Here is a 10645-nt window from a genome sequence, read left to right as displayed (position 1 = left end):
TACTGTATACAATACAAGCCATACTATTTGAAAAACACTATTAGGAGGCGTCAAGAAACTTTTTTTCAATGTATCATAAACATTTATTGAATTTCTTGTAATAAATCCTACTAGTAGTCCTCCACCAACAGCTATTAAAATATTCTTTAACAACCCCTTAAAGTCGAACTTATTGTTTACAGAAAATATTTCTTTAATAATATTTTTTCTTTTTCCCTTAGGAGCTTTTTTTACTTTCACTTTCTTTTTCATTTTCATCACCTCTTATTATTACTAATTAAAATATATGTTTCATAATAAGAAATAATGTTTACCTATCATTAACTGTTTATATATTACTTAACTTTATCATTAATCCATTCTATTAAATCTTGAATAACTTCATCTTTATTTTTTTCATTTAACATTTCATGTCTTCCATTTTTGTATAATTTATATTTTAAATCTGATATTCCCAATTCTTTATAATCATTATACAATCTAATTATACCCTTTCCAAACTTACCTACAGGGTCTTTATCACCTGCAAAAATAAATATTGGTAAATTTTTAGGTATTTTTTCTAAATTTTCTCTTTTATTTATTTTCCATAACCCTCTAATTAAATCATAATAAAATGATGTTGTACAAATAAAGCCACACATACTGCTTTCCATATACTTATCCACTTCTTCTTCTACTGAACACAACCAATCATAACCTGTCCTATTTGGTTTAAAATTAGAATTAAAATTCCCAAATGATAATTTATCCATTAATTTACTTTTTGCTTTTCTTCCTCTTAACATAATTTCAATTTTCGAAATCAAAATTCCAAGTTTAGTAATTTTATCTGGTCTACCATTAGTTCCTGATAAAATTACTCCATTAATTTTATCTCCATATAATTCTATGTATCTTTGAGTAACAAATGAACCCATACTATGTGCAAACAATATTATAGGTATGTTAGGATTTTCTTCTTTTATTATATCTGTTAACTCTTTAACATCTTCAACTAAAATATCAAAGCCTTCATTATCAGCGATATAACCTCTTTCTTCATCCTCTATTGATGTTTCTCCATGTCCTCTTTGATCATGAGAATAAACAATATATCCATTTTCACACAGCTTCTTTGCAAAATAATCATATCTTAAAGCATATTCCGTCATACCATGAACAATTTGTACTACTCCTTTTACCTTTTGAGTTGTAGTCCATTTATAACACTTAATTTCTTTTCCCTCTGTATCTATAAAACAAAATCTCTCCAAAACTATTTTCCTCTTTTCAGTTTTTTCTTATATTATTACTCTATACTTTAATAGTGTCAATTATAAACTGATGTTTTTAATTATTTTTTTACAATTTAACTTTTTTTATTAAAAATTTTTAATTTAGCTCAAATATAATACAAAGATGGATTTGTTAAAGCGTAACTTTGTGTTATACTATTTTAGTATTGATATGTCATTTAAAGGAGATATGTTAAAAATTAAAATGAATATTGAATAATATTCACTATAATTTAATCTTTGCTATTAAATGTTTATATTTCAATATTATTGTTAATAATGTAAATAAATTATTGTAGGTGGTGAAGGAAATTAGTATTAAGTCAATTCTAAGTATATTAGCAACAAAATTCACATTATTTCTTACTAAAACCATTTTAAAAGGTGGAACTACTTTTCCTGGGAGAGTAGCTTTAAAGCTAGATAGCAATATATTAGCTAAAGTTTCTAAGGGATATAAAGTAGTTTTAGTTACAGGGACTAATGGTAAAACTACTACTACAAGCATGATTTATAACATCATTAAAGAAAAAGGATATTCTGTTATAACTAACAATACAGGTGCAAATCTTTACCCTGGTATAGTTACTACATTTGTAGAGAACTATAAATTTTTCAACAAAGATGAAAATAAATATGCAATTATTGAAGTAGACGAAGCGAATTTAAAATATATTACAAAATATATTACTCCTGAAATAATAACAGTTACTAATCTTTTCAGAGATCAGCTTGACAGATATGGGGAAGTATATACTACATTAACTAAAATTTTAGAAGGTATAACTCTTGTTCCTGAAAGTAAGCTTGTTCTTAATGGAGACGAGTCTCTTCTTGGAAAATTAGATGTTAAAAATGAATTAATTTTCTATGGATTTAAAACTCCAATAAATGAAAATAAAACTATAGATGTAAATGCAGACTCAAAATTCTGTAAATTCTGCAAAACTCCTTATAGTTATAATTTTGTTACATATAATCATTTAGGTGATTACTACTGTACAGGCTGTGGTTATACTCATCCATCAATAAAATATGGTGTAGATGAAATTCTAGAGCTAACAGCTGAAAGTTCAACTGTAAAGTTTGGAGATACTGAGATTTATCTTGGACAATCTGGAGTTTATAATATTTATAATGCTCTTTGTGCTTATTCTATTGCAAAGGAACTTAATGTTGATAACAGTACAATAAAAAAATCTTTAGAAAGTCAAAGTTCTAGTTTTGGAAGACAAGAAATAATAAACATCGATGATAAAGAAGTTAAAATTATACTTGTTAAAAATCCTGCTGGATATAATCAGGCATTAGACACTTTATGTCTTAATAAAGATTCTTTCTCATGTGCATTCCTACTTAATGATAATTATGCAGATGGTAGAGATGTATCTTGGATCTGGGATGTTAATTTTGAAAATTTAAAAGATGCTGATTTAGATGAAGTATATGTATCTGGACTTAGAGCTTTTGATATGGCAGTAAGACTTAAAACTGCTGGTATAGCATCTTCAAAGCTTATCATTGAGGAAGATTATGAAAATTTAACAGCTAAAATTAGAAATGGTAAAAATAAAAAGCTGTATATTTTAGCTACTTATACTGCAATGATAAACTATAGAAAGTATCTACACTCTAAAGGATATATTAAAAACCTTTGGTAATATAGGAGGAGCTTATGGAATTAAATATTTGTCATCTTTATCCAGATCTTTTAAATGTTTATGGAGATGTGGGTAACATATTAATTTTAAAACATAGAGCTGAAGAACGTGGAATTACGGTTAATATAGTAAATGTTTCTTTAAACGATGAATTTAATGCTGATGAATATGACATTGTATTCTTCGGTGGTGGTCAAGACTATGAGCAATCAATAGTTTCTGATGATTTAATGAACAATAAAAAAGAAGAATTATCTAGATATATCAATGATAGTAAGGTTTTAATAGCTATTTGTGGTGGTTATCAATTACTAGGAAAATATTATACTGCTCCAAACGGTGAAAGAATTGAAGGTTTAGGTATTCTAGATATATATACAGAAGCCGGTGATACTAGATTTATTGGAGATACTGTAATATACAATGAAGACTTCAATGAAACTTATGTTGGCTTTGAAAACCACTCTGGTAGGACTTACCTTAATGGTCTTAAACCATTAGGTAAATGCATACACGGATATGGAAATAATGGTTCTGATGGCTATGAAGGATGTATCTATAAAAATACTTACTGCACTTACTTCCATGGTTCACTTTTAGCAAAAAACCCTGAACTTGCAGATAGATTTATTAAAATGGCACTTGAAATTAAATATTCAGAGGTGGCATTAGAGAAACTAGATGATAGCTTAGAACTAAAAGCTAAAGAAGTTATGATTACTAGATTAAATACTAAATAAAAAATTTAAAAATTATTTACTTATAAAGAAGGACGGGGAGATTTATGTCAAAAAAATTTTTTAGAGCACTAACGTTAGTTATTTGCTTAACTTTAGTAGCACCATTTTTTAATACAACTAATGCATTTGCCGCTACAGAACCTCAAATAATAGGAGCTTCTGCTATAACAATGGATATGGATACTGGTGAAATAATTTACTCTAAAAATGCTGATGTTCAACGTTCACCAGCTAGTACAACAAAGTTATTAACATCTTTACTTTTTGCAGAAAACAAAAATAAAAGCGATATAATTTCTTATACTGATGTATCTGCTGCTGTTACTGAAACTTCATTAACTAATTTTATCGGTAACACAGCTAAAGCTGGTGATACTTTAACTGCAGATGAAGTTATGGATGCTGTAATGGTATATTCAGCAAATGATGCTGCTGTAATGATGGCTGAATCTGTTGCTGGCTCTGTTGATGCTTTTTGTGCACTAATGAATCAAAGAGCCCAAGAACTTGGTGCTGTAAACACTCACTTCGTTAGTCCAAACGGATTAGAAACAGATCCTAACAATCATAATGTTACTACTGCTTATGATTTAGCTCTTATTGCTAAAGCAGCTTTTCAAAATGATTGGGTAAGAGAAGCTAGTGGAATAGATAAAACTTCTGTTACACTAGATGGTAAAAAAATCTATATTGAAACAAGAAATAAAATTCTTGGTGTAGATGGTAATATTGGTGGTAAAACTGGTAACGAAACTCAAGCTGGTCATTGCTTTGTAGGATTCTATAATAGAAATGGTAGAAATTTAATTACTGTAGTACTTGGTTCTGAATATGGGGCTGATGGAATGAATGTATTCCATGATACTGAATCCGTTGCAAACTATAGCTATGATGCCCAAAAAACAACTTATAAATCAACTGGAGACGAAATTTCAACTGTAGATTTAAATTATAAATTATTTAAATTCTTCGGACCTATAAAAACTATAACTGCACCAGTTATATTAGATCAAGATGTTGAATACTACAAGAATGACTTTAATGATAAAAATGCTAAAATTGAAGTTCCATCTAATGAATTAGATGCTTGGAAAGTAGCTTCAGATAATAATGTTGATTTAACTTTCACTGCTGGAAATCATAGTGAAACAGTTAAAGGTTCTATCACTTTAAGTGTAGGACAAATATTAAAAGCTAACATTGGAGTATATGCTCTTGCTTTATTAATAACAATATTAATAATAGTATTAATATTTGTTGTAATTAAATTAATAATCAATTCAAAGAGACGTAGAAGAAATAGAAGACGTAGATATTCTAGATACTAAAAAAATGCTATGCAAATTTAAAATTTGCATAGCATTTTTTTATAAAATATTAATTAAAAACTGCAGTAACCCACTCATTAGTTTGATGCTTGCTTATAAGCTTAAAACCGTAACTTTCTATATTTTCCTTAACCTCATCAAAACTCCATTCAACAAGTCCTGAAACTAATATATTGCCATTATCATTTAAATGCTCTTTTATATACTTCATAAACATTTTAGTTTCTTCGCCTCCAATGTTTATGAATATCCAATCAAAATTATCCTTAACTAAAGTCTCATCATCTAATATATTCCCAATAACAGCTTCTATATTGTTTAAATTATTTAATGAGGCATTTAGCATTACTTCATCTTCAACGTCTCTTATATCAACAGCTACAACCTTTGAAGCCCCTGCCATAGAAGCTGCAATAGATAATATTCCTGAACCTGTTCCAATATCTAATACTGACTTTTCTTTCATATCTAATGTATTTAAAATTAATTTTAATATGTCTTGAGTTGTTTCATGCAATCCAGTACCAAAAGCCCCTTGTGAAATGAAATTAATTTTTGTTTTCCCTTCAAACTCTTCATCTGGACTTGCTATAACATATTTTTCATCTAAATGTATTGCTGGAAAATCATATGTAGTATAATCATAATTATTTTCTTCAACATTTATGTAATCCATTTTTAAAATTGCTTTTAAATTATCTTTAAACTCATCTAATCCTTCTTTTTCACCTTCAAAAGCAACCTTAAGAATTATTTCTTCATCCTCTTTCTCTAAATATCCATATCCATAATTATCTGTTGTTATTTCTAATGGATTTTCATAAAAAACATTATATATATCATTTATAGCTAGAAGTTCAATTGTAGCATCTAACTTTTCATATGGTAATTTATAAGAAATTATAAACATAAAATCAACCTTTCCTTATTTAGTTTTACTTGCTTTTTTATTTATACTCTTAGTACTTTTCTTTGTACTAAAATTTTTCTTACCTTTATTTTTATCATTCTTTTTATTCTTAAAACTTTTTTTAGAAACCTTATCTGCTCTACTACTAGTATTAGATTTTTCTTTAGCTTTCTTTTTACTATCTGAACTAATATCTTTCTTAGTACTTTCTTTTTTACTTTTCTCTTTAACTACAGGATTTTTAGCTACAGAATATCCAAACTTACCTAAAGCTTCGGTATCCATTTTAAAATATTCACCATGACAATATGTAATTAAATCAGCTTCCTCAAAGTGTATTTTCCCTTTTTCATCTATTAATTCTTTATCTATATGGGAACCAACTACATCTGCAATAAACAGATCATGAGTTCCAAGAGGAATTATACTTTTTACTTTACACTCTATAGAAACAGGACATTCATCTATATATGAAACATTAACATTGCTTCCTTCTCTCATTGTAAAATTCATTTCTTTTATCTTATCAAACTTACGACCTGGTCTTACTCCACAATAGTCAACAGCTCTTGTCATCTTTGTACTTGGTAAGTTAACTGTAAACTCCATAGTTTCTTTTATATATTCATAAGATAGCCTTTCTGGCCTAATAGATATTGATAACATAGGTGGTTTCGTACAAACTGTTCCAATCCATCCCACTGTAAAAACATTTTCTTTTCCTTCTTTATTTTTAGATGTTATTAAAACAACTGGTGCCGGGTTTAAAACTACGCTACCTTTAAACTCTACCTTTTCTTTCATATTATTTCACACCTTTTCAAAATTATCTTAACGATTATAACACAATTACGTATAAATTGAGAAGTAATTTATACAATGACAAGTAACAACTGAAAAAAAGAAGCCTCTTTAGGCTTCCTTTTACTCATAAAGAAATTTATAAACATTATATCGTGTGCTAACCTTATCAACATACTTTTTCGTTTCTTTAAAAGGAATGTATGTTAAGTTTTCTCCATCACTTGAATACTCTGGATCATTAAGCCATTTTGTTACATTACCACTTCCACCATTGTAAGCTGCTAATGCTAAACTTAAATCGCCAAACTCTTTTAGCAAGTTATTTAAATACCAACATCCAAATTCAATATTAATTTCGGGTTCATAAAGCATATTAGTATTAAAATTATCAACTTCTAACTTGCTTCCAATCCATTCTCCAGTGGAATCCATAATCTGCATTAACCCTTTAGCTCCCTTACTTGATTCAGCATCTGTATTAAAATTACTCTCTGTCTTTATAACTGCTAAAACTAAAAATGGGTCTAAATTGTATTCATAGCTATATTTATCTACTATTTCTCGATACTTGTATGGATATAGATACTTTTTGATACTATACTTTCCACCAACTAAAATCACAATGGCAACTATAAGCCATATTATAATTTTTTTAAACTTCATTCCCTCTCCCTACTTTTAAATAGATTAAATAGACTTTAAAAACTCTATTAGTAAGTCAACTTGCTCTTTAGTCTTAGATAAAGTATCATTATTTTCTATAATTATATTAGAAAAATCTTTTTTCCTATCTAAAGGCATTTGAGCATTAATTCTATTTATAGCCTCATCTCTCGATAATGTATCTCTTGATCTTACTCTTTGAATTTGCGTATTATTATCTACCCAAACTAAGATAACATAATCCATATCTTTATGCAAATCATTCTCTATTAATGTAGGTGCATCTACAATAACAAAATCCGCTTTTTTCTTTTCTAATTTATCTATATTCTCATATATTTCTCTTTTTATATATGGTAATATTATCTCTTCATATTTTTTTCTTTGTTTAGGAAATCTAAATATATGGTTTCCAAATTCCTTTCTTCGGAAATCACCTCTCCAATCAAAGAATCCTGATCCAAATTCCACTTTAACTCTTTCTAATATTTCTGGATATTTAACAAGTACATCTCTAGCTATTACATCTGCATCTATTATATTAAATCCAGCTTCCTTTAACATAAATGATACGGTACTTTTTCCTGACCCTATTCCTCCTGTTAATCCTATCTTAATCATATTTACCCCCTATTTTGCATCATACCATGTATTACCTATATTTGTATCAACTTCTAATGTAACTGACATCTTTAGTACATTTTCCATCTCTTCTTTTACTAATTCTTTAACAACTTCTAACTCATTTTCTTTAACATTTAAAATAAGTTCATCGTGTACTTGAAGAATCATTTCACTGTTTAAATTTTCTTTCTTTAATCTATTATAAACCTTAACCATAGCTAATTTAATAATATCTGCTGCACTTCCTTGAATTGGTGCATTCATAGCTAATCTTTCCCCAAGTGCTTTAACAATTTTATTTGAAGATTTTATTTCTGGTATAAATCTTCTTCTGTTTAAAACAGTTAAAACATAACCTTTTTCCTTAGCCTCTTCTTTAACACTTTCTAAATATCCTTTAATTTTTGGGTATCTATCAAAATATATTTCCATATATTCTGAAGCTTCTTTTTTAGTTATTTTTAAGTCTTGAGAAAGGCTAAAGTCACTAATTCCATATACTATACCAAAGTTAACGGCCTTAGCTCTACTTCTCATAAGAGATGTAACTTCATCAACTGGCACCTTAAATACTTCTGATGCAGTTTTAGTATGAATATCACTATGGTGATTAAATGCATCTATCATATTTTTATCATCTGACATATGTGCAAGTACTCTAAGTTCTATTTGAGAATAGTCACAAGATAATAAAACATCTGTGCTTTCTTTCGGTATAAATACTTTTCTTATCTCTCTACCCATTTCATATTTAACAGGTATATTTTGAAGATTTGGCTCTGTACTTGATAATCTACCTGTTGTAGTAACAGTTTGATTAAAGCTTGAATGAATAGCTCCATCTTCATCTATAACATTCTTAAGACCTTCTACATATGTAGAATTAAGTTTTGTTATTTGTCTATAGTAAATAATTTTTTCTATAACAGGATGTTTATCCATTAGCTTTTCTAATACTTCTGCATTAGTTGAATATCCTGTTTTAGTCTTTTTAATTACTGGTAAATCTAATTTTTCAAAAAGTATTTTCCCTAATTGCTTTGGTGAACTTATGTTAAATTCCTCTTCACAAAGTTCATATATTTCTTTCTCTGTTGTAGATATTTCTTCTTTAAATTTAATAGCAAGTTCATCAAGTTTTTCTCTATTTACTTTAAATCCTATCGCTTCCATACTTGATAAAATACTTATAAGTGGATGTTCAACTTCATAATAAAGCTCATCCATTCCCTCTTTATTGATTCTTTCTTTTAAATATTCGTAAAGCTCCTTCATATGTGAAATAGCATTACAAATTAACTCTTCATTTTCTCCTTTAACTTCCTTCATTAAATATTCATTAATTAAAGTTTCTAAAGGATAATTACTTTTAGCAGAATCTATAAGATAAGCAGCTACTACAGTATCAAATATGAATTCTTTTATTTCGATATTCATTTTAGTTAGTATAGTTACTAAGTTTTTACCATCATGTATTACTTTAGCTATCTTCTCATTTTCCATAAAAGTCTTTAATGTATTTATAGCCTCAGTTGGATTCTCCATAGTTATTATTTTAAAATCAATTAGACTAACTTTCTCTCCATAGTTTAAATATAATTTATCTAATTCAATTTTAGAATAAAGATTTGCGTTAGATGTACTATATGCTATAAAAGCAATATTTTCTTTTTCTTTTAAAGCTTCTTTTAGACCATCTAATGTATTTACTTCATTAATCTCTACTTTTGCCACTTCTTCTTCCTCTTCAACATCTTCACCAGGTAATTTTGCTAGTAAAGATTTCATTTGAAGTTTAAAGAATAATTTCTTAAGTTCTTCTCTATTATAGTTTTCTTGGCTTTTAATATCTTCTAAGTCAAATTCTATAGGAACTTCAGTCATAATTGTAGCAAGCTTTTTACTGAAAATTGCTTGTTCACTATAAGTTTCTAAGTTTTCCTTAAGTTTTTTACCACTTATTTCATCAATATGTGAAAGTACTCCTTCCATAGAACCATAAGTTGAAATAAGTTTAAATGCTGTCTTCTCTCCTACCCCTGGTACTCCTGGAATATTATCTGACTTATCTCCCATAAGACCTTTTACATCTATATATTGAGTCGGTGTAACACCAAATTCAGCCTCAAAAGCTTCTCTATTATATACAGCTGTTTCTGTAACACCTTTTTTAGTAATTACTACTTTAATATTATCAGTAGCAAGTTGAAGAGCATCTCTATCTCCTGTTACTATGAAAACTTCAATTCCATTACTTTCAGCAAACTTAGCTAATGTTCCTATTATATCATCTGCCTCAAATCCATCTATTTCATAAATATTAATTGCTAATAAGTTAAGCACTTCTTTAATAAGTGGAAATTGTTCTGCTAATTCTGGAGGCATCTTTTTTCTACCAGCTTTATAATCTTCATATTCTTTATGTCTAAATGTTGGAGCTTTTCTATCAAAAGCTGCAACTATGTAATCTGGCTTTATTTCTTCCTTCATTTTAAATAGCATATTTGTAAATCCATAAACTGCATTAGTATGAATTCCTTCACTATTTGTTAATGGTGGTATTGCATAAAATGCTCTATTAAGTAAACTGTTTGAATCTAAAATCAGTAATCTTTCCATTCTTTCCTCCAGTGTTTCT

At 28.0% G+C, this 10645-nt stretch carries 10 protein-coding genes; 3 read left to right on the top strand and 7 right to left on the bottom strand.

All coding sequences use genetic code 11. From position 1 onward, the window contains the following. Both EJJ37_RS17085 and EJJ37_RS17080 read right to left on the bottom strand, forming a co-directional pair. Positions 1 to 252 (bottom strand): TspO/MBR family protein (locus tag EJJ37_RS17085; protein WP_166484819.1); only part of this gene is annotated, 252 nt, incomplete at its 3' end. A gap of 83 nt (positions 253 to 335) precedes the next feature. Next, a complete protein-coding gene (locus tag EJJ37_RS17080; RefSeq protein WP_133016698.1) occupies positions 336 to 1256 on the bottom strand; it encodes an alpha/beta hydrolase in 921 nt (306 codons plus the stop codon). Between the two features lie 323 nt (positions 1257 to 1579). Here EJJ37_RS17080 and EJJ37_RS17075 point away from each other — a divergent pair, with 323 nt between their 5' ends. From EJJ37_RS17075 to EJJ37_RS17065, 3 genes are read left to right on the top strand one after another with little or no spacing between them, the layout of a single operon-like run. Further along, positions 1580 to 2938 (top strand): Mur ligase family protein, encoded by a 1359-nt coding sequence (locus tag EJJ37_RS17075; protein WP_133016697.1) that lies wholly within the window; start codon positions 1580 to 1582, stop codon positions 2936 to 2938. 14 nt (positions 2939 to 2952) lie between these two features. Next, on the top strand, positions 2953 to 3678 hold the full coding sequence (locus EJJ37_RS17070) for a type 1 glutamine amidotransferase (RefSeq protein WP_133016696.1): 726 nt from the start codon (positions 2953 to 2955) through the stop codon (positions 3676 to 3678). Between the two features lie 44 nt (positions 3679 to 3722). Further along, positions 3723 to 5006, top strand: coding sequence for a D-alanyl-D-alanine carboxypeptidase family protein (locus EJJ37_RS17065; RefSeq protein ID WP_133016695.1), 1284 nt, complete (start codon positions 3723 to 3725; stop codon positions 5004 to 5006). 49 nt (positions 5007 to 5055) lie between these two features. On the opposite strand, the gene EJJ37_RS17060 is transcribed toward EJJ37_RS17065, so the two are convergent. The 5 genes from EJJ37_RS17060 to polA all read right to left on the bottom strand — a co-directional run bounded on the left by EJJ37_RS17060 (position 5056) and on the right by polA (position 10626). Further along, complete coding sequence (locus tag EJJ37_RS17060) at positions 5056 to 5916, bottom strand: 50S ribosomal protein L11 methyltransferase (RefSeq protein WP_133016694.1); 861 nt, start codon at positions 5914 to 5916, stop codon at positions 5056 to 5058. A gap of 15 nt (positions 5917 to 5931) precedes the next feature. After that, positions 5932 to 6720, bottom strand: a complete 789-nt coding sequence (locus EJJ37_RS17055; protein WP_133016693.1) for a flavin reductase family protein — start codon at positions 6718 to 6720, stop codon at positions 5932 to 5934. 120 nt (positions 6721 to 6840) lie between these two features. After that, positions 6841 to 7383 (bottom strand): lytic transglycosylase domain-containing protein, encoded by a 543-nt coding sequence (locus tag EJJ37_RS17050; protein WP_133016692.1) that lies wholly within the window; start codon positions 7381 to 7383, stop codon positions 6841 to 6843. Positions 7384 to 7407: 24 nt separating this feature from the next. Next, on the bottom strand, positions 7408 to 8004 hold the full coding sequence (gene coaE, locus EJJ37_RS17045) for a dephospho-CoA kinase (protein WP_133016691.1): 597 nt from the start codon (positions 8002 to 8004) through the stop codon (positions 7408 to 7410). A gap of 9 nt (positions 8005 to 8013) precedes the next feature. Beyond that, positions 8014 to 10626, bottom strand: a complete 2613-nt coding sequence (gene polA, locus EJJ37_RS17040) for a DNA polymerase I (protein ID WP_133016690.1) — start codon at positions 10624 to 10626, stop codon at positions 8014 to 8016. Between the last annotated feature and the right edge of the window lie 19 nt (positions 10627 to 10645).

The sequence above is a fragment of the Clostridium cuniculi genome, from assembly GCF_004353185.1.
GTDB lineage: Bacteria > Bacillota > Clostridia > Clostridiales > Clostridiaceae > Clostridium > Clostridium cuniculi.
Note: the sequence above shows the minus strand (reverse complement) of the source record. Positions and strands in the feature narration are given on the sequence as shown.

What these genes read in the sequence shown, in the direction of transcription:
- EJJ37_RS17070 (WP_133016696.1), top strand. Translation starts at nt 2,953, where the DNA reads ATGGAATTAAATATTTGTCATCTTTATCCAGATCTTTTAAATGTTTAT.
- EJJ37_RS17065 (WP_133016695.1), top strand. Translation starts at nt 3,723, where the DNA reads ATGTCAAAAAAATTTTTTAGAGCACTAACGTTAGTTATTTGCTTAACT.
- EJJ37_RS17060 (WP_133016694.1), bottom strand. Translation starts at nt 5,916, where the DNA reads ATGTTTATAATTTCTTATAAATTACCATATGAAAAGTTAGATGCTACA.
- EJJ37_RS17055 (WP_133016693.1), bottom strand. Translation starts at nt 6,720, where the DNA reads ATGAAAGAAAAGGTAGAGTTTAAAGGTAGCGTAGTTTTAAACCCGGCA.
- EJJ37_RS17050 (WP_133016692.1), bottom strand. Translation starts at nt 7,383, where the DNA reads ATGAAGTTTAAAAAAATTATAATATGGCTTATAGTTGCCATTGTGATT.
- coaE (WP_133016691.1), bottom strand. Translation starts at nt 8,004, where the DNA reads ATGATTAAGATAGGATTAACAGGAGGAATAGGGTCAGGAAAAAGTACC.
- polA (WP_133016690.1), bottom strand. Translation starts at nt 10,626, where the DNA reads ATGGAAAGATTACTGATTTTAGATTCAAACAGTTTACTTAATAGAGCA.